General features: G+C 41.5%; 21 protein-coding genes. 2 read left to right on the plus strand and 19 right to left on the minus strand.

Annotation, left to right across the window (positions count from 1 at the left end; genetic code table 11):
* Positions 1 to 225 precede the first annotated feature (225 nt).
* The 6 genes from ACZYT3_RS05900 to ACZYT3_RS05925 all read right to left on the minus strand — a co-directional run bounded on the left by ACZYT3_RS05900 (position 226) and on the right by ACZYT3_RS05925 (position 10,583).
* Positions 226 to 4,443 (minus strand): acyl-CoA dehydratase activase-related protein, encoded by a 4,218-nt coding sequence (locus tag ACZYT3_RS05900; protein ID WP_464088022.1) that lies wholly within the window; start codon positions 4,441 to 4,443, stop codon positions 226 to 228.
* Between the two features lie 280 nt (positions 4,444 to 4,723).
* Positions 4,724 to 6,580: an ABC transporter ATP-binding protein gene (locus tag ACZYT3_RS05905; RefSeq protein WP_464088023.1), complete on the minus strand. Its 1,857-nt coding sequence runs from the start codon at positions 6,578 to 6,580 to the stop codon at positions 4,724 to 4,726.
* A complete protein-coding gene (locus ACZYT3_RS05910) occupies positions 6,573 to 8,303 on the minus strand; it encodes an ABC transporter ATP-binding protein (RefSeq protein ID WP_464088024.1) in 1,731 nt (576 codons plus the stop codon). Before ACZYT3_RS05910 ends, ACZYT3_RS05905 begins: the two co-directional genes overlap by 8 nt.
* A 14-nt stretch (positions 8,304 to 8,317) precedes the next feature.
* A complete protein-coding gene (locus ACZYT3_RS05915; protein ID WP_464088025.1) occupies positions 8,318 to 8,746 on the minus strand; it encodes a MarR family winged helix-turn-helix transcriptional regulator in 429 nt (142 codons plus the stop codon).
* A gap of 78 nt (positions 8,747 to 8,824) precedes the next feature.
* Entirely contained in the window at positions 8,825 to 9,382 is a 558-nt protein-coding gene (locus ACZYT3_RS05920) for a sugar O-acetyltransferase (RefSeq protein ID WP_464088026.1), read from the minus strand.
* 46 nt (positions 9,383 to 9,428) lie between these two features.
* Complete coding sequence (locus ACZYT3_RS05925; RefSeq protein ID WP_464088027.1) at positions 9,429 to 10,583, minus strand: DUF349 domain-containing protein; 1,155 nt, start codon at positions 10,581 to 10,583, stop codon at positions 9,429 to 9,431.
* 642 nt (positions 10,584 to 11,225) lie between these two features.
* On the opposite strand from ACZYT3_RS05925, the gene ACZYT3_RS05930 reads away from it, so the two are divergent.
* Positions 11,226 to 11,456, plus strand: a complete 231-nt coding sequence (locus tag ACZYT3_RS05930) for a hypothetical protein (RefSeq protein WP_464088028.1) — start codon at positions 11,226 to 11,228, stop codon at positions 11,454 to 11,456.
* 395 nt (positions 11,457 to 11,851) lie between these two features.
* On the opposite strand, the gene ACZYT3_RS05935 is transcribed toward ACZYT3_RS05930, so the two are convergent.
* The 3 genes from ACZYT3_RS05935 to ACZYT3_RS05945 form a co-directional block, all read right to left on the minus strand.
* Positions 11,852 to 12,901, minus strand: a complete 1,050-nt coding sequence (locus ACZYT3_RS05935) for a hypothetical protein (protein WP_464088029.1) — start codon at positions 12,899 to 12,901, stop codon at positions 11,852 to 11,854.
* A gap of 761 nt (positions 12,902 to 13,662) precedes the next feature.
* Positions 13,663 to 14,412, minus strand: coding sequence for an N-acetylmuramoyl-L-alanine amidase (locus ACZYT3_RS05940; protein ID WP_464088030.1), 750 nt, complete (start codon positions 14,410 to 14,412; stop codon positions 13,663 to 13,665).
* 164 nt (positions 14,413 to 14,576) lie between these two features.
* The gene (locus ACZYT3_RS05945) at positions 14,577 to 15,293 is read right to left on the minus strand and encodes a flavodoxin (RefSeq protein ID WP_464088031.1); all 717 of its coding nucleotides are present in this window, start codon (positions 15,291 to 15,293) and stop codon (positions 14,577 to 14,579) included.
* 521 nt (positions 15,294 to 15,814) lie between these two features.
* On the opposite strand from ACZYT3_RS05945, the gene ACZYT3_RS05950 reads away from it, so the two are divergent.
* The gene (locus ACZYT3_RS05950; protein WP_464088032.1) at positions 15,815 to 16,693 is read left to right on the plus strand and encodes a LysR family transcriptional regulator; all 879 of its coding nucleotides are present in this window, start codon (positions 15,815 to 15,817) and stop codon (positions 16,691 to 16,693) included.
* Between the two features lie 20 nt (positions 16,694 to 16,713).
* Here the strand turns inward: ACZYT3_RS05950 and ACZYT3_RS05955 are convergent, their stop codons facing one another.
* The 10 genes from ACZYT3_RS05955 to ACZYT3_RS06000 form a co-directional block, all read right to left on the minus strand.
* Positions 16,714 to 16,863 (minus strand): hypothetical protein, encoded by a 150-nt coding sequence (locus ACZYT3_RS05955; protein ID WP_464088033.1) that lies wholly within the window; start codon positions 16,861 to 16,863, stop codon positions 16,714 to 16,716.
* Between the two features lie 245 nt (positions 16,864 to 17,108).
* Entirely contained in the window at positions 17,109 to 17,585 is a 477-nt protein-coding gene (locus ACZYT3_RS05960; RefSeq protein WP_464088034.1) for a nucleoside 2-deoxyribosyltransferase, read from the minus strand.
* 36 nt (positions 17,586 to 17,621) lie between these two features.
* Positions 17,622 to 18,572, minus strand: coding sequence for a hypothetical protein (locus tag ACZYT3_RS05965; RefSeq protein ID WP_464088035.1), 951 nt, complete (start codon positions 18,570 to 18,572; stop codon positions 17,622 to 17,624).
* A gap of 9 nt (positions 18,573 to 18,581) precedes the next feature.
* A complete protein-coding gene (locus ACZYT3_RS05970) occupies positions 18,582 to 20,171 on the minus strand; it encodes an MBOAT family O-acyltransferase (RefSeq protein ID WP_464088036.1) in 1,590 nt (529 codons plus the stop codon).
* A gap of 1 nt (position 20,172) precedes the next feature.
* Positions 20,173 to 20,400, minus strand: a complete 228-nt coding sequence (locus ACZYT3_RS05975) for an acyl carrier protein (RefSeq protein WP_294560916.1) — start codon at positions 20,398 to 20,400, stop codon at positions 20,173 to 20,175.
* A 2-nt stretch (positions 20,401 to 20,402) separates the two neighbouring features.
* Entirely contained in the window at positions 20,403 to 21,581 is a 1,179-nt protein-coding gene (locus tag ACZYT3_RS05980; protein ID WP_464088037.1) for a diaminopimelate decarboxylase family protein, read from the minus strand.
* On the minus strand, positions 21,578 to 23,083 hold the full coding sequence (locus tag ACZYT3_RS05985; RefSeq protein ID WP_464088038.1) for an amino acid adenylation domain-containing protein: 1,506 nt from the start codon (positions 23,081 to 23,083) through the stop codon (positions 21,578 to 21,580). Before ACZYT3_RS05985 ends, ACZYT3_RS05980 begins: the two co-directional genes overlap by 4 nt.
* Before the next feature lie 112 nt (positions 23,084 to 23,195).
* Positions 23,196 to 24,779, minus strand: a complete 1,584-nt coding sequence (locus ACZYT3_RS05990) for a sensor histidine kinase (RefSeq protein WP_464088039.1) — start codon at positions 24,777 to 24,779, stop codon at positions 23,196 to 23,198.
* Positions 24,751 to 25,455, minus strand: coding sequence for a response regulator transcription factor (locus ACZYT3_RS05995; protein ID WP_464088040.1), 705 nt, complete (start codon positions 25,453 to 25,455; stop codon positions 24,751 to 24,753). Before ACZYT3_RS05995 ends, ACZYT3_RS05990 begins: the two co-directional genes overlap by 29 nt.
* Positions 25,452 to 26,033 (minus strand): 4'-phosphopantetheinyl transferase family protein, encoded by a 582-nt coding sequence (locus ACZYT3_RS06000; RefSeq protein ID WP_464088041.1) that lies wholly within the window; start codon positions 26,031 to 26,033, stop codon positions 25,452 to 25,454. The genes ACZYT3_RS05995 and ACZYT3_RS06000 overlap by 4 nt, the downstream gene beginning before the upstream one ends.
* Positions 26,034 to 26,038 lie beyond the last annotated feature (5 nt).

Raw genomic sequence — 26,038 nt, forward strand, 5'->3', positions numbered from 1 at the left:
AACAAAAGGTATCGAAGAAACGACCATCAAATCAATTCAAAGCATCATGGCTAATTTACAAATCGATATGAACAAAGCGATGGAATTATTGAATATTCCGTCAAGTGATTTTTCTAAATATGAAAAATTGATCAAAAAAGCTTAATATCATATATATAATAACCTCCAAATTATGAAAGATGAAGGTTTTTCTATGTAAAAAAAGTCTTTTGGTTTTTCAAAAGACTAATTTTCTTTTTGTAAGTTTTTAAAGGCTGTAGCCATCATCAGCTTGATACGATTCAACTGGTTGACCTCACTGGCACCCGGATCATAATCGATGGCTACGATGTTGCTTTGCGGATATTTCTTACGTAAAGCCTTGATGACACCTTTTCCGGTCACATGGTTTGGCAGACAGGCAAATGGCTGCATACAAATGATATTCGGACAGTCTTCTTCGATCAGCTCGATCATCTCACCTGTCAAGAACCAGCCTTCACCGGCCTGATTTCCTAAGGAAACGATCTCACTTGCCTTTTGCGCAAGATGCTCGATACGATTCGGTGCCGAGAAACGTTTCGATTCATTTAAGGCCTTGACCATATCTTTTCTTAGAAATTCTACTAATTCAATTCCTGCTTTTGCGATCCATTCACCTTTTTTCGTTCCGTCATAATGCTCTTCTTTAAATTTCGCATTATAGAAACAATACAGGAAGAAATCAATCAGATCCGGCATCACCGCTTCCCCGCCTTCGCTTTCAACGACTTCCACCACCTGATTATTGGCCGTTGGATGGAATTTCACCAAAATCTCACCTACCAGGCCGACACGAGGCTTTTTCACATCGACTAGGGGCAGCTCATCAAATTCTTTTACGATCTGAACAACATTTTTCTTGAATTCGCTCATGCTGTTCGTACGGACATTTTCCTGACACTTCTTGACCCATTTCTCATAAAGGGCATTGGCAGAACCTTTGACTTGTTCATAAGGACGGACACGGTACAAGACACGCATCAGCAGATCACCGTAAAGAACTCCGATGATCGCTCTTTTCGCAAGTGAGAGCGTCAGCTTGAAGCCCGGATTATTTTCCAGACCGGACAGGTTGGCAGAAATGACCGGCACCTGTTCCATACCGGCATCCTTTAAAGCACGACGTATGAATGCAATGTAATTGGTAGCTCGACAGCCGCCTCCTGTCTGAGAGATGATCAAAGCGGTTCTATTCAGATCATATTTACCGCTGTTGAGGGCATTCATCATCTGTCCGACGACAAGGATGCTCGGATAACAGGCATCATTGTTGACATACTTTAAGCCTTGTTCCACCGCATTTTCATCAACGCTTGGCAAGACCACAAAATTATACCCTTCCTCTCTCATCGCCGTTTCAATGAACTGGAAATGGATCGGTGACATCTGCGGACATAAGATCGTGTAGCGCTCATCCTTCATTTCCTTTGTATAAGGAACTTTCGTCACTTCAAATTTTGATGAAAGATCAATCTGTTCCTCACCCTTTTCAATCGTTGATTTTAAAGAACGGATACGGATACGGATCGCTCCTAAATTGCTGACCTCATCAATTTTGATCAGTGTGTAGATCTTGTTTCTTGCCTTTAATATCTCGGATACCTGATCAGCCGTGACCGCATCAAGACCACAGCCAAAGGAAGTCAGCTGGATCAAATGCAGATCGCTTTGTGAAGATACATAGGAAGCTGCTTTATATAAACGTGAATGATAGGTCCACTGATCCACGACTCTCAGCTGCAGATGTTCCTCATCCAATTGACAGATGCTGTCTTCGCTCAGCAAGACAAAACCTTCGCCGGTAATCAGATCAGGAATTCCATGATTGATTTCCGGATCGATGTGATACGGACGTCCGGCAAGTACGATTCCCTGAAGATGATGTTCATGCATATAATCCAGGGCTCTCTTGCCTTCTTCACGAATATCGCTCTGGAAAACATCCAATTCTTCATAAGCCGCTTCAAGGGCATGCTTCAGCTCATGATCCGAAATATCAAATTCCTTGAGCTCTTCCTTCAATACCTTAAACATCGTTTTAGGATTATTAAGAGAAATAAATGGATTTTTAAATAGGATATGATGGGTCTGAAGGTCATCGACATTGTTACGGATCGTTTCCGGATAAGAGGCAACGACCGGACAGTTATAATGATTGCCGGCATCCTTATTTTCAACTCTTTCATATAATACGGATGGATAGAAAATGAAACCGACATTCTTTTCGATCAGATTTTCAATATGTCCATGCGTCAGCTTTGCCGGATAACATACACTTTCACTTGGAATCGATTCGATTCCTTTTTCATAGATCTTCTTTGTTGATTTGTCAGATAAAACGACCCTGAATTTCAATTCAGTAAAGAAGGTATGCCAGAACGGATAGTTTTCATACATATTCAAGACACGCGGGATACCTACGCTGCCGCGAATTGCTTCTTCCTTTGACAAGGACTTATATCTGAACAAACGACGATATTTATATTCATAAAGATTAGGAAGCGTCTTTGATTTTACCGGCAGATCCGCCCCTCTTTCACAGCGATTGCCGCTGATAAATCTACGGCCGTCCGTAAACTCGGTCACCGTTAATAAACAGTTATTGGTACACTTGCCGCAATGACGCATCGTATGTGTCGAATGGAAATCCTTTAATTCCTCGGCATTTAAGATCGTACTTCCCTTGCCGTCATCTTTTTCCTTTGCGATCATTGCCATTCCATAGGCTCCCATCAAGCCGGCAATATCCGGACGAATGGCTTCAATACCGGTTTCTTTTTCAAATGCACGTAAGACCGCATTGTTATTGAAGGTTCCGCCCTGTACAACAACATGCTTACCGATCTGATCCTTATTTCTTAACTTAATGACTTTATATAATGCATTCTTAATGATCGAATAAGAAAGTCCGGCAGAGATATCCTCCAGCGAAGCTCCTTCTTTTTGGGCCTGCTTCACCTTCGAATTCATAAATACGGTACAACGGCTTCCCAGATCCAACGGATGCTTCGAGCGTAATGCCAGATCCGCAAAGGCTTCAATATCATAGCCAAGCGAATGGGCAAACGTTTCTAAAAAAGAACCGCAACCGCTTGAACATGCCTCATTCAATGTAATATCCTGAATCACACCATCCTTGATCGTGATGGCTTTCATATCCTGGCCACCGATATCCAAAATAAAATCAACATCCTTTTGAAAATGTTTGGCAGCCGTATAATGTGCGATCGTTTCTACTTCACCATAATCGATTTTCAAAGCACTTTGTATCAATGCCTCACCATAACCCGTCACGCCGGCCTTTTTGATTTGGGCGCCTTTTGGGATCAGTTGATAGATTTTTTTCATGATTTCAATCATCAGCTCCAACGGATTTCCACGATTGGAATCATAAAAAGAATAAAGGATATTTCCTTTTGGATCGATCATGACTGCCTTAGAAGTCGTCGAACCGACATCGATGCCTAAATAAAGATCGCCTTGATAATTTTCTAAGCTTCTTCTGCGGGCACTGTCTTTAAAATGACGATTTCTAAATTCGATCAATTCACCTTCATTTTCAAATAAAGGCTCTAAGCCGACACTTTCACTTGGCAGCGTATTCAGATGTTTCAGCTTTTCGATCACATCATCGATCATGACCGATTCACAATCTTCCTTAGCGCTTAAGCATGCACCCATCGCAACGAACAACTGTGAATTTTCAGGAAAGATGACATCTTCATCCTTTATATGTAACGTTTCAATAAAACGGACCCTCAGCTGATCCAAAAAATACAAGGGACCGCCTAAAAAGGCAATCTTACCGCGTATCGGTTTTCCACACGCCAATCCGCTGATCGTCTGATTGACGATGGCCTGAAAAATAGAGGCCGCAATATCTTCCTTTTGAGCCCCTTCATTGATCAAAGGCTGAATATCTGTTTTCGCAAATACACCGCATCTTGATGCGATCGGATAGATGCACGTATGTGATTTTGCCAGCTCATTCAAACCGGAAGCATCCGTCTGAAGAAGGGTCGCCATCTGATCGATAAAGGCACCCGTACCACCTGCACAGCTTCCATTCATCCGCTGTTCCAGCGAACCTTCAAAATAAGTGATTTTCGCATCTTCACCACCCAACTCAATGGCAACATCCGTTTCAGGTATATATTTTTCGATTGTCTTCGTGCAGGCAATGACTTCCTGTACGAATTTGATATTCAAAGCAGTAGAGATCGAAAGTCCCCCTGATCCGGTAATCACAGGATATATTTCAAGATTTCCCAGTTGATGTCTGATTTCTTCTAGCAGAAAAAGTATCGTATTTCGCACATCAGAATTATGACGGACATAATTCTGATAAAGACATTCATCCTTCTCATTGGTAAGATATGCCTTAACAGTCGTAGATCCAACGTCAATACCTAAATAATGCATCTCTATCAGCCTCCTTTGTTTCCATACGATTGATTTTCATGTTTCTATTTTACGGATTTAAAAATAAATTGAAAATCAATTTGAATAAAATTTATACACATCGGTTTTTTTGTAAGAATTGATTTCTATCATGTAAATATCATTAAAAAAAATTTACAACTTATTTTAAACGCAGAATCAGCCCGTGTCAAGAAATACACTCTTTTCATATATATTCTTGATTTTTGTCAGATCATGTTTTTAAAGAAAACCCGAATCTGATTCGGGTTTTCCTTTCTCTTTATTCCAGTTCAAACTGTCCGGTATAAAGCTGATAATATCTTCCTTTTTGTTCAAGCAGTTCTTCATGACTGCCTCTTTCAATGATCTCACCATGATCAAGCACCATGATGGCCGCTGAATTTCGAACGGTCGATAAGCGGTGGGCAATGACAAATACCGTTCGATTTTCCATCAGGCGATCCATTCCCTTTTCGATTAATTTTTCTGTCCGGGTATCAATGGAGCTGGTTGCTTCATCTAATATCAAAACAGGAGGATTGGCAATGGCTGCCCGGGCAATCGCTAACAGCTGGCGCTGTCCCTGTGAAAGATTGGCACCGTCGCCTGTCAGCATCGTATCGTAGCCATTCGGCAAACGTTTGATGAAGCTGTGGGCATTGGCCAGCTTAGCAGCGGCAACGACTTCGTCCATTGTGGCATCCAGCTTACCGTAACGGATATTATCGGCAATCGTACCGGTGAACAAGTGAGTATCCTGCAAAACGATCGAAATTGATTTTCGCAGATCTGCCTTTTTGATCAATCGCACATCAATGCCATCATACGTGATGCTTCCCTTTTGGACATCATAGAAACGGTTGATCAGATTGGTGATCGTCGTCTTACCGGCACCTGTACTGCCGACAAAGGCAATTTTCTGTCCCGGCTTTGCGAACAAGGAAATCTTTTTTAAGATCATATGATCGCTGTCATAGCCAAATTCTACATCATGAAAACGTACATCCCCACGCAGCGGGATCAATTCATAGGTATTATCCGGACGCGGGTGCTTCCATGCCCATTTGCCTGTATAATAGGAGCAGGCAGTTAATTGACCCTCTTTTTCTTCAACACAGGTCAGGGTTACCTTACCTTCATCAACTTCTTCTTTTTCAGCCATCATCTCAAAGATTCTTTCAGCTCCTGCCATCGCAGCCAGCAAAAAGTTCAATTGCTGGGTAAATTGGTTGATTGGCAGTGCTGTCTGTCTGACGAATACCAAATAAGAAGAAAGACTTCCCAGGTCGATCATACCGCCGATTGCCATAAAACCACCGACACAAGCCACGATGGCATAATTGATGTAAGAAATGCTGACAACTGTCGGAATCGTCTTGCCCGAATAACGTAAGGCTTTTACGGCTGCATCTAAAAGCACATGATTGCGTTTATCAAATTCTTCCAGATTTTTCTCTTCATGATTAAAGACCTTCACGACCTTGACACCGTTGACCATTTCTTCAATGAAGCCATTGAGGTTACCTAAGGCCTTCTGCTGATGTTTGAAGTAATAGCGGCTGCGGCGGCTGAAGTACTGGATCAATAAATACATTAAGATCATGCTGATCAGCACGATGACAGAAAGCTGCCAGTTCAATACGAAGATCAGGACGAGGGTTCCCGTGATCATCATGAAGCTTTGGATCAGGTTGTCGAAGCAGTTATTCATTGCATCTAAAACCGTATCCAGATCATTAGTAAAGCGGCTCATCAGATCGCCGTGCGCATTGGTATCAAAGTATTTTAACGGCAGCCGCTGCATCTTATTAAACAGATCCTGGCGAATCTCCTTGACGATCTTCTGCGCGGTATGGACCATCAATTGCTTATAGATAGCTGTTGACAGCGCACCCACGGCATAAACAACAGCCATCAGCATGACAAAGCGTACAAAGCCCTGCGCATCCATCGCCAGTATGTAATCGTTGACAACCGTTCTGATCTGAAAGGTTCCCCACAGATTGACACCTGTACTGATGACAACGAATATACCGACGATAAATAAGGAATATTTATAGTGACCCATATACTGCAGAAAAGAAATCAGGGTCTTTTTCATATCTTTCGGCTTAGCGGTCGTGATCTGTCTAGCCATGGAAACCAGCTCCTTCCATTTGTGAATAATAAATATCCTGATAGATCGAATCTTCCTTCAGCAATTGTTCATGGGTTCCTATCGCATGAATCTTGCCATCGTCAATGATCACGATCTGATCCGCATTTTGAACCGAGGTTACTCTTTGGGCAATGATGATCTTGGTCGTATCCTTTAAGGAAGCCAGGCCCTCCTGAATGCTTGCCTCTGTCGCTGTATCTACCGCACTGGTCGAATCATCCAAAATCAAGACCTTCGGTCTTTTCAAAAGAGCACGGGCAATACATAAACGCTGCTTCTGTCCGCCGGAAACATTGACGCCTCCCTGATCGATCATCGTTTCATATCCGTCAGGAAACTGCTGGACAAATTCATCGGCACAGGCAATCTTACAAGCCCACTTGATCTCATCATCACTGGCATGTTCATTACCCCAGCAAAGATTTTCACGAATCGTACCACTAAATAAGGTATTCTTCTGCAAGACCATCCCCACTGCATCACGAATATGCTCCACGGAATAATCTTTTACATTATGGCCGTCCACAAGGACTTCTCCCTTGCTGACATCATAAAGACGCGGAATCAGCTGTACCAGCGATGTCTTGGCAGCACCTGTACCTCCTAAGATACCGACCGTTGAACCGGCAGGAATTGTCAGATTGATATCGCTTAAAACATATTCTTCAGCCTCTTCCTTATATTTAAAGTAAACATTCTTAAATTCCACGCGTCCGCTTTGTACTTTCAGCGAAGCATTGGATGAATCCCGGATGTCCGGTACTTCATCTAAAACTTCCATGATACGCTCAGCACTGGCAATGGAACGCGTAACCATTAAGAATACATTTGAAATAAGCATCAATGAATTTAAAATCTGAAGCACATAGCTTAAAAAGCCCGTCAGCTCGCCTACCTTCATCTCATTGGCAAAGATCATCTGACCGCCAAAATAAATGATGCAGACGATCGTTCCATACATGACAAACTGAAAAAGCGGCATGTTCCAAACAGAGGTACGGAAAGATCTTTCACTGTTGACCTTCAACTGTTCATTGATCTTAGAAAATTTCTCTTCTTCATATTCTTCACGCACATAAGCTTTCACGGCACGAATCGCATTCAGATTTTCTTGTACGACCGTATTTACCTGATCGATGCTTGATTGCATCAGACGATACAAAGGACCTACTTTATTGACGATAAAAAACAGACCCACAGCAAGGATCGGCGTCGCAATCAAAAATACAGCTGCCAGCTTTGCATTGATGGAAAACGTCAGAAAGAGCGCCATCAAAAGCATGACCGGTGAGCGGACGATCGGACGGATACTGTTACAGATCGCATTCTGCAGGATCGTAATATCACTGGTCAGACGAGTGATCAGTGAAGATCCGGAAAAATGATCGGTATTCTTAAACGAGAAATCCTGAACCTTCATAAATTCAGCTCTTCTCAGCTCACTGCCAAAGCCCTGTCCTGCCATTGCGGCATACTTGGCATACATATTGCCCAATACCAAGGCAATCAGTGCACAGATGATCATGATGATGCCCCGATTGATGATATAGCCCGTATCACCATTTGCGACACCTACATCAATGATATCAGCCATCAAAAGCGGGATCACCAATTCAAAGACTGTTTCCGCAATCACGCAAAAACAGCTGATAAACAGATATTTCCGGTATTTATCCATATAAGGTATAAGACTTCTCAGCATTCACATACTCCCCCTTATCGTACATCTTTTCCCGTCAGATTTTCATACATTCTCTCCAGAAAGCTCCAAAATAATTCTTTCTCATCTTCACTGAAGCCCTTCAGAGATATCTGATCTACCTCCATACAATGCTTATTCCATGAATTTAAGGCATCCTGCCCCTTCTCTGTGATACGAAGCTGATAAGCACGCTTATTCTCGGGATCAATGCGACGCCGAAGCATCTTCTTCTCCTCCAATGAATTTAAGATCTTGCTGACCGTAGCTGCAGATACATCACATTCCTCGGCAATATCCTTCAACATACACTCACTGTGGGCAGAGATATAGCGCAGCACCTTCGGCTGGCCCGGAGCTAACTGATATTCGCTCATATCTTTGCGCATGCGGTTACGCTGAGCATGAAACACCTTGAACATAAGCATATAAAAAGGTAATCGCATCTGTGTCCTCCTTTCATTAGCATGCTAATAATTAGCACACTAACTATAATCCTGTCAAACTATTTTGTCAATCCTTTCTTATCGAAGCTTTTTCTTGATTTCTGCCGGAACACCTGCTGCCAGCGAATAAGCCTCTATATCATGCGTAACGACGCTTCCGGCTGCAATCACGCTGCCCTTACCGATGCAGACATTCGGAAGTATGACAACATTGGCACCTATCCAGACATCATCTTCGATATGAATCGGCAAGGCCTTTTCCAGGCCCTGATTTCTTCTGTCGGCATCAAGAGGATGCGTAGCCGTATAAAAGCCACAAGAGGGACCGATAAAAACATGATTGCCGATAAAGATTTCCCCGCCATCCATAAAATAACTATTGATATTGACAAATACATCTTCACCAAAATGAATATGATTTCCATAATCACACATAAAAGGGCTTAAAAGGGTCAACCCTTGAGGCTCATAACCCAGCAATTCACCTAATATCTGATTCCTATGTTCATGATCGCTTGGCTTTAGCTGGTTATATTCATAACAAAGATCCATCGCTTTTTCTCTTTTTTTTACTAACAAAAGATCATAATTGGCATCATACCACTCTCTTTGATTCATCTTTTCCTCTTCATTCATGAACATCCATCCTTTCATAAGAAAAGCAGTCAAAGACTGCTTTCAACTACTCTTCTTTTAACGCCTGATCCATTTCGGCCAGCTGTTCTTCCAATTCGGCAATAAAGTCCTTCTTGTCCTCGATACGATCCACCATATCATCATATTCACGCTGACTCAGCAGACCCACTAATTCATCCTGCATCCGCTTAACCTGTCTTTTCTGATTGGCAATCAGATCCTGCTTACGCTTACGATTCTCCATCATTCTCTGACGCCACTGCTGATGCTTCTGCTCATTCAATTCCTTCAGTCCGGCAAAATACTCATCCATGACAGCTCTAAAATCATTCCAGATCTGATCCTCACGGTCTTTTCCACAGAATCCGGCAGCCTTCCACTGCTGATTCAGATCTTTCATCATTTCAGTATTTTCTCTTGTGAACTCATTTTCTTCCAGAATCTCTTTCGCTCTTGCAATCAGCGCCTTCTTAGCGGCATAGCTTTCCTTCTGCTGTGCATGAAGCTCGGTATAATGCTGGTTTCTTCTTTCATAGAACTTCTGACGACTTTCATTAAACTCATTCCAAAGACGGTCTTCATGTCCTCTTCCGGCACTGCCCACAGCCTTCCACTGATCCATCAATTCTTTGAACTGATTGCTTGCCTTCTGCCATTCCACCGAATCTGCCAATGCAGCCGCCTTTTCGATCAGCTCCTGCTTCACCTTACGGGCATTTTCAAAACGGCTCTTCATATCTTCAAAATACTGATGCTTATCCTCAAAGAATTTCTGACGAATGCCATTAAAGCTTTCCCACAAGGCATCGTCCTCCTTACCGGCAGAACCGGCAGCTTTCCACTGACGCATCAGCTCATTCATCTCTTCTGTGGCCTGATTCCAGTTTTCAGCTTCCCCAAGCTGACGTGCTTTTTCAATCAATTCTTCTTTCACTACTTTCGCATTTTCAAAAACTTCACTGCGCTTCGCATAAAGCTCATCAATTGCTTTTTCAAATGTTTCCTCCAGCTGATCCTCATATACGGATTCCCAGTATGAGATTCGTTTCCATCTCCTCTTCAAATTTGAGATCTCACGAACGACGGAATTCCAATCTGAAGATACTTCAAGATTTTTTGCCTCTTCGATCAAAGCCTCACGCAGCTTGATATCGGCATCAAGATCCTTTTCTTCCATCACTTCATCTCGTTCATTTACCATATTGCTTCCTCCAGTTAAATAAATTCACATAACTATATCTATTTTACCTTATTTGGTAAAAAAAATCACCCATAAAATGATGTAATTCATCATTTCTTTTATCCTACAACCGCAAAAATGCGTAAAAACAGTCATAAAATTGAAAAAATATTAATTTTTTTGGAAAATATTTCATTTATATATGAAATAATTCAATCAATATAAATAAAATCCCAGTATAATTCGCTGGGATTCTCATAGATTTTGATCCAGACCTCCATCATTTCAAAACAATTAATTCATTAAACATTATTTCAATATTATCGGAAAACTATAAATATCATTCTTTATCATTTATTTTTTAATGATTACCACAACCTCTATCTCTACTAAAACAACTCTTGGAAGGAATTTTACTGCCACGCAACTTCAAGCTGTTTGTGAAACAATACATGCTTCATAAACTTTATTAAAATCATTTGTCGTTTGCACCTATTCAAGCTGGTTGTGAAACAATACATGCTTCATAAACTTTATTAAAATCATTTGTTGTTTGCACCTATCGGGGCATGTACTTAGCATCGGCGTGGCGGTTGATAAAATAGTGGGAATGTAGTAAAAAAGCATGACAGAAAGCAATATGAACAAAAAAAGAGGGTATGTATGATAGAGAACGTAGAGAGACTTGGGCTTACTCGCATAGGGAAGAACACATGGAAAGCAAGGGTAGACGATGAGGTTGAGTCCCAGTGTCTTGCTCTCTCCATGCTTTCCAACACCAAGTGGGTCATGCAAAATATCAAATCGCTCACTGCTTATGAAGATGACACAGATGCCATTGACTGCCTTGAGGTATTTCGAAAGACCGATCCGCAATGTTTCTGTATGAAGTGATAAATCATGTCGAGCGGAAGAGAGGTATTTCACTTCGACTTGGATGCGGAGCGGCTGAAAGCCATCTATCTCTCAGAAAGTCCGACCGGTTTCAGGGTGCTTGATGGCAGCACTACCCATGAACCGTCTGCAAAGGACGAACAAACCAGATAAATACAAAAAGAGGGTGTCCCTTGTGGGGCACCCTCTTTTGTTGCCTATCACAATTTATCAGCCAAAGTGGCGTTCGAGAAGCGGCAGGACAAACGTGTAGAACAGCGTCACACCAGGTGCGACCCGAGTCCCACACAGAGCAGAGCCTTGCAGACAGCCAAACAAGCTCCGGGATAGACACCCACAGCTATGGTGGCCGCAATGAGACCGGATAAAATTGCTCATCTTACTCATCGCCCCTGTTACTTCGTCGCACCACAGATGGAGCACTTGTAGCCAGTAGTGACCGTTTCGTCCCACGCTGCGTTCACGAGAACCTGCTCATCGTATGCTGCCTGAACAGTCACTACCTCGCTGTGCCAGCCGCCGCAGCCGTTGAGAATGTTCTCCTTTAAGTGTGCGGATTCATTCCCCGTGATGTCTTTTCCACAGCCATTACAGATATGACGCTCTTGAGTCACTGCATCGTGATGCACCGTCTTATACTGGGCATCGTGGTGAACTGTTGTGGTCACCGGCACCCAGTTGTGGGTGTGGGATTGTTGTCCAGATGAGCTGGTGCCAAAACCACCAGTGGAGTCTGAGTCGACGTTGCCGCCGCCAGTGGTTGAGGCAGAGCCACTGTCCGTCGCGGAGTATTCATTGGTGGTGGAGCCACCAGCAGACTCTCCCTCGTCAGAGGCGGACTGAGCATCTTCATCGGTCTTGACGGCACTCTCGTCATCCACATCACCACCGGACTCGACCTGCGCCTCATCGCTCTCGTCGTACATGCCTGCAGGTTCGGAGACAGACACACCGGTATCGGAAGCGGCCTGCTTCTGCCCGCTGACCACCGTCCACACACCAACACCGACCAGCACCGTGACGACCATGCAACCGGTGCAGATTGCAGCGATGGTCTTTCTGCCCAGACGTCTCTTGACGAACGGGTCGCGAGGCATCCCGAGCACGACGCCACTGATTTCCTCGCTCGTGCAGCACTCGGCAAACGCCTCGCGGGTCGGTACGATGCCGTCCTTCTCGTAGGCGTCATAGAGAGTGTCAACCGCAGGCGTCACGATGCCCGCAATGTCTTCGTCCGAAAGCTCGGAGGAGACGGTACCCATTTCACGCGCCTTCGTCAAGGCGGCAATGATGTCCTTCTTTGCTTTGTCTTTCGAACGCACCGCGAACTTTGGAGCCTTATCCTCCGGCTCGCCCGCGTCACCGATGCCCTCCGGCCTGTTCATGGCCTCGGTCTCATCTACCTTCGTTTCATCCATGTTCTCAAAGTTCTTATCCTTCATCATGGTCTCTATCCTTTCCGTCTGTGGCAGTTTTTCCGACTACTCACAACCCTTTATACGTGTTCAAGTGCCCTACATGACCATCTGCCACGCAATGTGGCCCAGTATGAAGAGTACAGGTATCAGTCCTTCTTCGACTCCTGCGTGAGAGATTCGATATAGTGGCCGCTGCTCTTCATGACGTTTTTACGAACAGTCAAACTCGCTCCTTTTTCCCGTTTTCTATGTACCACTATTATAGCATACTACTTTACCACACGCATCTGTGAAACCGACCAAATGGGCCTTTTTCGTAACCTGTTTTCATCATTTTGCTGCATGGCCTAACGGTCGATGTCTCCACACTGACGCTCTTTGTGCCAAGGGCGACAGACCAGATAACACTCAGATACTATGGTCACGTGACGTGCGACCCTGCCATGGAGAAGATGCAAAGAGTCGCTGCCTAAACGGCTTACTACTTACTATGTGTTTTACTACCTTTTACTACTAAAACTTAAACGCACTCAGGTATTTCTGAGAAGGTCTCCAAAAGCGAAAAATACCGGAAAGCCCATGGTACGGGGCTTTGACGGCATAAGACAGATCAGATATTGGTTTCTCATTTTTTTTAATTGTGTTTAAATACATTCATATCCGATAAATAACAACTACACATAAATTCAGAAAAAAACCAGCGCGCTCATCGCACTGGAATTTCTATTTGTGTTAATCCATCCACTATCATTCTAACAGTATATTTTTTTGTTGATAAATCGCAACCCTTAGATAAGATGTGTCAGGATCGCTTTTCCCAGGGCCTTCGCAATTTCCTGCTGTCCATAAGAGCTGTTAAGATATGTAAGATCACTGCTGTCGCTGATAAAACCTAATTCTAACAGCAAAGAAGCAACCGGATTTTGATCGACAACATAAAGCGAACCCATCTCATGTGTATTTTTAATACCGCGATCCGCCGTATAAGCCAATCCGTTTAAAGCTGTCTGAATGGAAGAGGCCAGCATGACAATATCATCACTGCGCCCATCCGTATAAATTTCAAATCCGCGTGCACCATCATTATATTCACTTGAATTTAAATGAATGGAAATGAAATACGAAGCAGATGCATGGATTCCCGTATCAATTCTTTTTTGAAGATCCTCGGTCGTATCGATCCATGCTACCTGATCATCTTCTCTTGTATATATGACCTGAACACCGTTTTCAGTAAGATATTCACCTAATTTCAGCGTAATGGCAAGATTGATATCTTTTTCATAAGCGCCATTTTCACCGACACTTCCAGAATCGACCCCGCCATGTCCGGCATCTAAAACGATGATCTCATCAATGTCAGGTACGATTTCTCTTTCAATGATATAAGTCGCCTGTGCCAGGTTTTCCTCACTTGCATCCGCAGACATCATCTTCGCATCCGTATCAGGTGTCAATGCATGACTCAATATCACTAAAACAGCAATCAGTGAAATCTCAAGCTTCTGAGAGAACAAAATTCTATTTCGATTCAGCATCATCTTCCTCCTTTGATTCATCATCTTTCATTGTACTTGAAAATGAGCAACTTCATTCATTTCAGAATCTTTTCATTCGATAGTCAATAGTATAAACGAGTTTTCCTCCAATGTCTAATACTAATTTTCTATCTGATGAAATGCTTCTTCACGATCCTTTCAATTTATTGTCCATATCCAAGAGAAGAAAGCCATGCATCGACATCATTTTGGGCTTCGCTGATCTGTGAGCTATTTATTGTCAATCCCTCCAACAATGTTGCATTCGGCTCTAGCTCACTGATCGTCTGCAGGATATCAGAAAAACCGCTGCCACCAGAGGTTGGAAACGGAATGATCGTTTTTCCTGAAAAATCATATTCCTCAAAAAAACTGTACATCGCCATTGGAAGATCATACCACCAGTTTGGAAAACCAATAAAGATCGTATCATACTGATCTAAATTCTCAATATGCACAGCCAGGGCCGGACGTGCATCGGCATCATTCTCACTTCTACCCTGAGCAACTGTTTCATCATAAGTAGAAGGATATGGATCAACCGTACGAATTGAGAACAGATCCGCTTCTATGGCATCATGAATCATATGTGCAAGAACACCGGCATTACCTGTTACCTCACCATTCCAATTTTGAATGCTCGCACTCGAGGAAACCTCTGCACCATTCGATAGATTGGCATTTTCTCCATATGTGAAATAAGCTATCAGAATATGGGTATCACTGCCTGTTTCCATATTTTCCTCAGGCTCCACGATTTCCGGCTCCACGATTTCATCAGCAGGATTTATATTTTCTCCTTCATTTTCATTTGGCTGGGAACATGCGCTAAGTGTTAAAGATAATAAACAAACTATAAATACGGATAATACTTTTCTCATTTTCAAACCTCCTTGAATATTATTTCTGACAAGTAATTTCATCCCCTGTCAAGATGCCGCCTTTTTTGATGAGAAACCAGAACACATCACATCCACCAAGCACTCTTTCATCACGCTTAATGACAAACTTTCGTGACTATCATCTGAAATGCTTTTCTCATCCTTTTCTATCTGGCAGATTCAGATGTTGATCTTTGATGATCATCTGGTATGCCATATCCTGAAGACAAGTGTCTTACTGTCATTTTTAGTGATCCTCACTTGTTGTATCATCGACAAATGATGTATTTTCTTCTCTTTGGCAGTCATAAGTATAAAGCCACAGAGAAGCGTTAATAAAAATACGATCGTTCTTCACATTTCGCCTTCTTTCTTCAGTCTTATTATAAATAGTTACTCAATGCATGTCTAATACTTATAAATAATGCAAAATCATGCTTTTTAAGCATGATTTTATTGAATCATGACCATGGGGATGATAAAATTAGACTAAAGGAGGGATCATTATAGAAATACGTGTTTTGAATTATTTTCTATGTGTTGCCAGAGAAGAAAACATTACAAAAGCTGCTGAGAAGCTTCATATCACCCAGCCTACGCTAAGCAGACAGCTTGCTCAATTGGAAGAAGAGATGGGCGTCATGCTTTTTACACGAGGGACCCGGAAGATCAGCCTGACTTATGAAGGCAGCCTGCTGCGCAGAAGAGCCGAAGAAATATTAGAATTGGTCCATAAAGCGGAAAAGGAAGTCAGTCATCAAAATGAAGTCATTGAAGGCACGATTGCCATTGGCTGTGGTGACTTGTATGCCGTACAGGTACTTGCCGGAATCATTCACGCTTTTACTGCCATCTACCCCCATGTTGACTTTGAGCTATACACTGCCAGCAGCGACCATATCAAAGAGCGGATCGAAAAAGGATTGAGCGATATCGGCCTTCTTTTAGAACCAGTCGATCTAAGCAAATATGATTTTATCCGTATCTCTAAAAAAGAGAAATGGGTCGCACTCGTACCTGCAGCTTCGCCACTTGCCGATAAAGAGACACTTACTCCTGAGGATTTTCTAGGGGTTCCCATGATCCTGCCTTATCGCTTGAATATGCAAAGTGAATTAGCCAACTGGTTTGGTGATCTTTATCCACAACTGCATGTACTTTTTAAAAGCAATCTCAACAGTAATGCGGCAGTGATGGTACAACAGGGTCTTGCCTGTGCCCTTGCCATTGAGGGATCGCTTTCCTTCTGGAATCAAAACCTTGTCAAATGTATCGGACTATCGCCTCAATTGAGCGCTACAACGGCAATGGCATGGAAAAGAGAACAGCCTTTAAGCCTTGCTGTTTCAAAATTCATTGAATTTTCAAAAGATTATCTACATTCAAAAACAGCTGTCTGATCGGACAGCTGTTCTATTTTTTATCGAAACGAATCATTATAGATTTTCACACAGGCTTCATGAGTTCGTTCACATGGATCCGCCATAAACAAACCACCCATCATCGTACGGGCATTTTCAGCCAGTTCATCAAATTCTTCCTTCCTGATACCGTAATCTGACATTTTCAAAGCTGCGACACCACATGAGTTTGTACAACCTGCATGACATCAACCTCAATGATCCAAATAAAACAACTAATATTTCTGAATCAAAACACAGACAAACCACCATATCCCCAATGAAATAACGGCACATATCATCACAAGCTGACTGACAGAACGACAATTTAAGAAAAATACAAAAAAAAAGCCCTATTGGAAATTCCAAAAGAGCCATTTGTCAACAATCTGACATCCATGGAATAAACCATGGATTAATGCAAATCAAAATCTTTTTTAAATGCTTCCAAAGCTTCATCAAAGCTCATATAAATATCTATTTTATTTGCTTTCAAACAACCGACCAGATAAGAATTAAAACCTATCGGACAATCAACACCGCTCATACCATTACGCTGTAAACGGATATCGTTAAATACAGGATACATATGGATATCCTTACCATTCATCAGTTTTTCAATGGCATTTCCTAATTCCACATAGGTTCCCGCATCACCGCTTGCAAGCTCAAAAAAGAAGACATTAGCCTTGCTGACATGCTCATAATCCGTTAAGAAGATTTGTTCAGATGTCAATGGCTTCGTATTGTCTAGTGGCAGATCGATCGGATTGGCCAGAAAATATTCCTGATGATTCTCCTCCAGCAATTCTTTCATCTTTCTTCCTTCTGCCCTTCTTTGATGAATATCTGCTTCTGTAAACATAGGTCCTGCATTATAAATATAGATCATAACATACCTCCACTGAAATCATTATATCATAAGATATCAGCTTTGTTCGGTTATTTGTTGATATCTGATGTAAGCTTCATTCCAGCTTTGATAATTCTTGTCCTGACGATGATCCGGCAACGCATACTCATTCTTTAAAAATCTTCCCAAATAAGCCGATACCTTGCGTGCGCCATAATAATTTAAATGATCCCCTTTATCTCGGGTATCACGACTCCAGTCAATAGAAATATCTTCACTTAAAAGATTTAAGTCATAATAATTTAAACCATATTCTTCTGCTAATAACCGGATACCATTATGACGCTTATAATTCCAGTTTACACTGCTTGGTGTACTTATAAGGATCATTTGCGCATCATTTTCTTCACAAAGCTTTGCCATCTCTTTCACGTACTGGCGATTTAACTCGGGAATCTCTGCAGCTTGATCACTTTTACGCATATAATCCTGTGCATTGATCCCATCAATCTTATTACTATATTTAAAACCTTTTAGATCATCCCGCCATGTATATTCCACAGAACCACCAAAATCGACCGGTAATATGGATTTCCAGCGATCATGATACTGAAAAACAGGAAATAAGCGGTGAAAGCTGTTTTCAATCGTTTTAATCGGTGAAAAGCTCCGATAAATCGCATTTGTTTCTAAAATGACTATTTTAGGCTTTTGATTCACAAAGGCCTGTTTCAAAAAATTCATCGATTCATATAGCTGCTGGGCAGATGTTCCACAGACATAAGCCGTAAATCCTTCTTCTTTCCACATCATCATCGGTGAAATCGAAGAATAAGATAAGCTATCTCCCAAAACCAATACATCGATCGTATCATCATCTTCACCTAATATGCCATTGGCATTTACATCTGACATACCAAATTCCACAGAATTATTCTTAGGAAAAACGACCCATGAAGCTAAGCTTAAGCTGATCATCAGCCCTGTCACAAAAAGAATCGAACGCACAACATATTTTATTTTCATGGACACCTCCTAAAAATTAGCATAAATCGGATCAACAGGAATATAGCCGACTCCATAGGCACCAAAGATCACGATAAACAGGATGAACATATAATATAAGCTCCATCGCAGCATAACAGGCTGCCTGGAAATAAGCGCTCTGAACGACAGTCCTCTTTCCTTCACCACACTGATCATAAATACTATAAGAATTCCTATTATCACAACGATAAAATCCTGACGATCCATACCTATGGAAAAAATCGAATTGTTCAAGGAAGTCCATGAGAAATTTGTACATATCGTTATGAACATATGAATACCGGCTTTCAGTCCTTTTGCCCTGAAAAATAATTCACCGATGACCACGAAGACAGAGGTCCGAATTATTTGAAAAAATTGATAGGGAGCACTTTCTTTATTGATTCTCAAAAAAGAAACGATTCGACTTGTAACAGGCTCAATCAGACTGCCGCCTAAGATCAAGGCGAAATGATATAGACCGAAGAAAATATAATTCCAGCCTGAGCCATGCCAGAAACCGTTTGCCAGCCATACGCAGAATAAGGCAATGGCACCGCTGGCAAGAGGACCGTAATGGTTTCCCACTTTCTTTCTTGCCCATGCCATCAGCTTTTTCAACGGCTTAGACATCGACAAAGGATAGAAGATATAATCTTTAAACCAAAGTCCTAAAGAGATATGCCACCGCTGCCAGAATTCAGAAATTGTTTTTGAGAAAAACGGCTGTCTGAAATTTTCTTCAATCTTAAGGGCAAACATCTCTCCGCTGCCGATAATGACATCCATCGTACCTGAAAATTCCATATACAGCTGACAGGTATAAAGCAAGGCTCCAAGAGCGATCATGCCCCCATCATAGCTGTTATAATCATGAAAGATCGTCTTAATAAAAAGATTCAGGCGATCGGCAATAACAATTTTCTTCATCAAGCCGTAAACGATGCGCTGCATTCCGAAAAGAAACTGATTCCATGATATCTTCTTACCTTCATATAACTGAAAGGAAAGATCGGTATAGCGGCAGATCGGTCCTTCAATGATCGTTAAGAAAAAGGCCAGATAAAGTGCCAGCCGCCCAAGATTCCATTCCGCCTGGATCTTTTCCCGATAAACATCAAAAAGATAGGATAATGCCTGCAAGGTATAAAAGGAAATACCAATCGGTAAGACAAAAGAAGGAATCTGAAGGGTCAAAGGAAGATGCAGCACGTTCAGCAATGACTGAATATTGATTCCGATAAAGCCGGAATACTTTAAGACGATCAACATGCCCAGCAAGATCAACACACCTGCTGTGATGAGCTTTTGCTGCTTCTTCTGATAAGAGATGCGAATGGCTTTACGTTCTGGACGATCCACCTGTTGAAGCAGCATGTTTCGCTGCTGCTGCAATCTTCCTATATGCAACGCTATGATATAAGTGGTCAAGGTAGCGGTCAAAAGATAAAGGATGAGCACACCGCTGATAAGCCAGAAAAACAGATAACTGGCAAACAATAAAAGAAGCCAGCGGTATCTTTGGGGCATCAGATTGTAAAGAATAAGTACCGCCGGCAAAAACAAAGCAAGATATTCAATTGAAAAATAAGATGACATCTTAATTTTCCTCAAGACGCAGGATCATCGTCCAGATTGCATCAGCTGAATTGAAATTATCGGGTACGATCTCAACAGCCGGAACCGTGATATCAAACTCATCCTCGATTTCCGCAACCAGTGAAAGGATCGATAAAGAATCCAAAATATGATCCTTTATCAAGGAGGTACACGTCTTATAATCCACGTCAGGCTGAATATCTTCTAAAATTGCAAGTAATCTTTCCATGATCATTCTCCTTTTCCAGATGGCATATTTATCAGATCCGTACGAACGGCCTCACGAATGCGACAGAAGCTGCCATCTTCTACTTTGATCACTGTTGGTAAATTACGGCTTAAAAACAGTGAAATACCTTCTGTCATACAATAAGCTCCGGTATTCTTAAAAACAAGCACATCATCACAGTTCAAATCCGCAACCATCAGCTGTTTCACCAAAATATCATTGACCGTACAAAGCGAACCGCAAATATTCCAAGACTGTGCATCTGCATGCTTTCTAGCCGGATAGATCTCATATTTGGGATGCTTCATGGCCATAGACGCTCCATAATAAACAAGATGATGGATACCGCCATCCACGATGGCATAGCGCTGATGCTTATTCACCTTCACATCAACGACCTTGGTCAGATAATAACCGCAGCAGGCAGCAATGCTCCGGCCAAGCTCTAAAACGACATGTGTCTTATATGTCATACTTTCCAACATCTTGGAAAATTCATGAAGAAATGATTCCTCATCCTCCTCTTCCGATTCAAAATAAGATACCGGAAGCCCCGGACCGAATTCCAGCTCCTGAATCGAAAAGCCTGTCTTATCACTGACAGAAATGAGAAATTCATCCAGATAACCGATTTCTCTTTTCAGCTTCTTCAGTGAATGCTTCTGAGTTCCTGAAAAATACTGGATACCTTTGATTTCAATATATGGATTGCCAACGGCATCCTGAATGATCCCATATATTTCCTCTTCATTTAATCCAAACTGATTGCCACTGGTAAGCCTTAATAAAAGTCGTATCAAGCAATGGTTTTGTTGGGCAGCTTCCTTCAACAGCACATATTGATTCATCGATTCTATGGTATAGATACCGATATTCTCTTTCCTTTCTATCAGCTGGCGCATGATTTTTGGATTTTTATGTACACCGGATATGACAAGCTTAGACATAGGCAGCTGCATGTGTTCACAAATGCTCAGCTCACCTTCCGAACAAACCTCAAAACGATCGATATGATCATTGATTTCCTTTAAGATAAAAGTGTTAGCTTTGATGGCATAGCACAAATCAGCCTTCAGATGCTTACGCAAATAAGCTATTCTTTCTTTCAATATACGGATATCAAATACATAAAAGGGTGTCCCATAATTTTGAAGAAGCTCACCTATCATTCTTTTTTTCATGATAAATCCTTTCTATAAATGCTCCGGTCTATTTTACCGTTCTTATTCAACTTCAATTCCTCTACCCTTTGTATCACATTGGGTATCATATAAACAGGTAGCTTTTCTTTCATATACGCATATATTTCCTTTTTATCACAGCTTCCTGTATAGTAAGCATACAGCCTTTTTTTCTCATCATCATAAACACAGATACAGCGATCGACACCCTCCATGCCGGCCATATTTTTTTCAATCTCTTCTAATTCAATACGATGTCCCATATGCTTGATCTGAAAATCTTTTCGTCCACAGAAATATAGATTTCCATCTTCATCATATTTTCCCAGATCACCTGTCAGATAGATACGTTCATGATAATGACGATGCAGCGGATTTTGGACAAATCTTTCGGCACTCTGTTTTTCATCGTTATAATAACCTGACGCCAAGGTCCTTCCTCCTACACAGATCTCACCTGTTATCCCTGCTTTTTTCACCTCTTTACCATTGTCATCAAGCAGAAAGACTTTTTCATTTGAAAATGCTCGGCCGATTGGCAGGCCCTTCTCATAGCTGTTTTTGCGATCAATGATATGATAGGTACAGTTACAGGTAATTTCAGTAGGTCCATATAAATTGACAAACATAGCGTTTTGAAGATGATGCATCCATAGATGAAGATGTTTCATCGGCATGGCTTCTCCGCTGAAAAGGACCTTGGTTACCGTATGAGGCACTTTATAATCCAATGCATGAAATGAAGTCAAAAGACATAAGGCTGAAACTGCCCATATCATGACCGTTACCTGATGTTCACACAGAAAGTCTAATAAGGCTGACGGCTGTGAGAATAAATGCTTTGGAATTATTACAAGAGTCGCTCCTGTCTTAAGTGAAGAATAGATATCTTTTACTGATACATCGAAATCAAAGGGTGCCTGATTTCCAAAGATCTCATTGCTTTTAAAATCAAAAACATCACAAAAGACATCAATAAAATCAATCACGCTGCCATGGCTGACTACCACTCCCTTAGGATTTCCTGTGGAACCGGAAGTAAAATTAATATAGAGAGGATCACTATCCAAGGTGGTCTTCTGAATCCCGATCAGCTTTTCTTCATCGATAAAAGCCTTTTTCAGCTCATCCATCTTTAAGATAAGAGCATCAGGAAAGAGATCGTTGGCCCGTTGACCATTCTCATCATCTATGATAACAACTCCTGCCTGTAATACGTTTTGGATCTGTGCAAGACGATAGGACGGCAATTGCGGATTCAACAGGCAATAGAAATTTCCCGAACAAGCAATTCCCAGAAAAGCCGCCAAGGTATCAGCACTTTTCTCCATCATGACAGCTACAGGCTGAGCATGTATTTTCTTTTCAATCAGCACACTGCCTGTCTGCCTGCTTATTTTTAAAAGCTGGGCATAGGTATATGAGTTTTTTTCATCAATGACCGCTGTCTTATCAGGATATCTTCGTGCACTGTTTTCTAAGTATTCTGCTACATTGTACATAGGCTCCTCCTTTCAGTGCTTTTATCATACATTCTTTTTCTTCATTTTATATTTACCTATCCTTAATATTTGTAAAGAAAAACCATGCGTCATAAACACATGGTCAGCATATTCATTTAAATAAGGTTATTTTTATTTCAGTCGCGTATGGAGTCTTTTCACCTAAAAGCAATTCGATATGACCGTGATGCAGCTCAACGATTTTCTTAACGATCGATAGCCCCAAGCCGCTTCCGCTGCCGCTTGTACGCGCACTGCTTCCTGTCACAAATGGTTCAAATGCCTTTTCCGCAATCTCTTCTGGTATTCCTGTACCATTGTCAGCAACCCGGATCATGATTTCTTTTTCTGAATCAACCAAAGATACATAGATCACAGTTCCTTTAGGATTATAACGCAGCGCATTGCCAAGCAAATTATCTAAAAGACGCGTCATCAGCTTCTTGTCAAAGCTGTACATGATTTTCTTATCTTCGATTTCAACCTCCAGCATACATCCCTTATCCTCGATCTCACTGTATTTTCCTGCAAGAAAAGCCTTGACAAATTCGCCCAGATCCGCTTTTTCTAATTTTGCCTGATAGCCCGGATGATCCATCTGCACATAATCAAATAAGGTATTCAGAAGATCTGCGGCTAACTGCGTCTTATTCATGATGACCGTCATATATTTCTCAACCTTCTTCTCATCGATCTTCCCATCCATAAAAGCCTTTGCATATCCCTGTATAACGGTTAACGGCGTCTTCAGATCATGAGAAATATCAACGATCAGCTGCTGCTTTTCTTTATATAACCGATCCTTTTCCCGTTTAGCTTCTTCAAGATGATCTCTCAGATCAGAAAAATTCTCCAGCGTTCTCTTAAATTCAAGCGGCATCCTCTTTTCATCCACCACAACGATATCTCCGTCCTGATAGCTGACGATCGCTTCATCCAATTGCCGGATGGCATTTTTGACCCTTTTTGAGAAGAAAAAGCTCTGGATGACAATAATGATGAAAATGACAGGTATCGCATATAACCATAGCTGATTGGCGTCATTGAGCACCCGCTCATAAGATGTTTCATTGATATGGGGCGATACGAATACAAGCGTTCTTTGTTCATCATTGATATTCAGATATTCATATTTCTCAATATTCGTATCCGGATCATAATATCCTTTGATCAGATTCACTTCCTGTTGTGTCAGGCTTGTCCGGTCACCAAATAAATTTCCTTCGATGATCTGATAGTTTTCATCCAAAACGCACTCATCAATAAAAGAAAGCGTATCATCTTCATCAACCTGATACAATGAAATATAAGCTCTTTTCTTTTGGGTAGCCTGATCGATGCCTGCGGAATAGGAATAAAAGGTATCCCCGTAATAATCGGCAATGAACATCAAATCATCACTGCTGAGCTGATTCCTGATTTTTTTGCTGGTAGAATATAACACATTTCCTTTTTCACCATAGATCACAAAATCACAGTCCGCATATCGGTGAATCGGAATCTGGTAATACGTATCATAAATCAGCTCATCCTGGTATTCAAGCAGGGTGGTCATTGAAGGAAAGGCATTTTCAAGGCGGCGGTTGATCTGATAATTGATAAACATATACAGCAATAAAAGGATCAGTGAAAATAAGAAAAACTGAAAAACACAGATCGTTACCAGACTAATACTTCGATTTCTTTTTGTTTTCAATTTTATAGCCTAACCCCCTTACAGTTTTGATATATTGCGGCTGGGCAGGATCATCTTCGATCTTCGAGCGGATATTGGAAATATGGACCATCATCGTATTATCATCGCTCTCATACCATTCACCATTGATGCACTCATATAACTGGGCCTTTGTATAAACACGCTCCGGTGTTTTCATCATCTTGGCAACGATCTTCAGCTCCGTTAAGGTTAATGGCAATACCAAACCATTCTTACGCAGGATGAATTTCTCCATATCCAGCTCCAGCTCTCCCAATTTTAACACTTCTTTTTCCTTTGCTAAGCGATGCGTGGAATAACGCCTTAAGAGTGCTTTGATATAAGCGATTACTTCCAAAGGATTGAAGGGCTTGGAAATATAGGCATCCGCACCGATATCCAATCCCATGATCTTATCCACATCCTGATTCCGAGCCGATATGATCATCATAGGTATATCACTGATCAGTCGTGCTTCTTTGATGAATTCATAGCCATTCATCCTTGGCATCATGATATCCACCAATGCCACATCTATGTCTTCATGTTTGATGATATCTAAAGCTTCTATGCCGTCATAAGCCGTAAAGACACGATAATCGGCACTATCCAGATACAAAGCAAGCAATTCTACGATATCAGCATCATCTTCTGCGATCAAAATATTATATTTCACATTCTCACCTCTGTTTCATTGATCTTCAGCTTAACCTTCTTAGCCGTACAGACACATAGAAACGATCCATCCTCCAATATCAAAGAATGAAAAAAGACACCCGCCTGCTTCCATGACAACTCTTCTTTTCGATTGATCATTTCTTTATGTCCGGGAAGTACGGATATCTTTGAAAAATGCTCATCAATACCTCTTCCTATATATTTCACATAGCTTTCCTTCGCTGTCCATAACCGGTAAAACGAAAAGGAATCATGGATAAATGCTGCTTCCTGGGGATGAAAAAAACGTTTGGCAATCTTATGATGATCTACATTTTTTTCATTTTCGATATCAAGACCGATCTTTTCTTCAAAAAAAGCACATGCCCAAATCTGTTTTGTATGAGCAATGGAAAAATGTATCTTTGGATAATGAAGAAAAGAAGGTTTTCCATACCGATCCCTGACAATTTCTAAGGCTTTGTCATCTATTCTTATATGATTCATATCTGCATAACGCATAAAAGCCCGACATAATTTCTTATGCGAGCTTATTCCATCATTTTTATAAATATAAATAAATCCCATTTCACTCATGATAA

This window comes from Traorella sp. mt218, from assembly GCF_055420025.1.